The sequence below is a fragment of the Abiotrophia sp. HMSC24B09 genome (assembly GCF_001815865.1).
Lineage (GTDB): Bacteria > Bacillota > Bacilli > Lactobacillales > Aerococcaceae > Abiotrophia.
The window spans coordinates 66,839-67,226 of record NZ_KV822206.1; the positions used below are offsets into that span (position 1 = coordinate 66,839).

At 52.6% G+C, this 388-nt stretch carries 1 protein-coding gene; it reads left to right on the forward strand.

Features of this window, described 5'->3' with window-relative positions; all coding sequences use genetic code 11:
• Positions 1–388: Ig-like domain-containing protein (locus tag HMPREF3093_RS09960; protein WP_257244545.1), on the forward strand; the 388-nt coding region annotated here is incomplete at both ends.

Below are 388 nucleotides of genomic sequence, written 5' to 3' on the forward strand. Positions count from 1 at the left end.
CTCTTCAGGCGTGGTTAACCAAGCCCAAACAGGTCAAGTTAAGTTTGTACCAGGTTCTGCCAATATTGACGGCACTGAACAAAGCGTGGACTTAGTCCCAGGCAGCCTCAAATTTGTGGTCAATGGCCAAGCAGTGGCTGACACGACTATTCCAGCTTTGGACCAAGCAGGCAAGCAAGTCGGGACCTACAGCCTAGCCCAAGACGGAACCGTGACCTTCACACCAAATCCAGGTTACGTGGGTCAACCAGTCCCAGCCCGCATTCAAGCCACTGACGTCAACGGGACAACTGCTGAAGCGACTTATTCACCAGTTGTCAACGCTAGCGTGACTAGCGAGGGCATGAAGGGTCAAAGCCAAAGCAAGTTACCAGACTTCAAGGGCCAA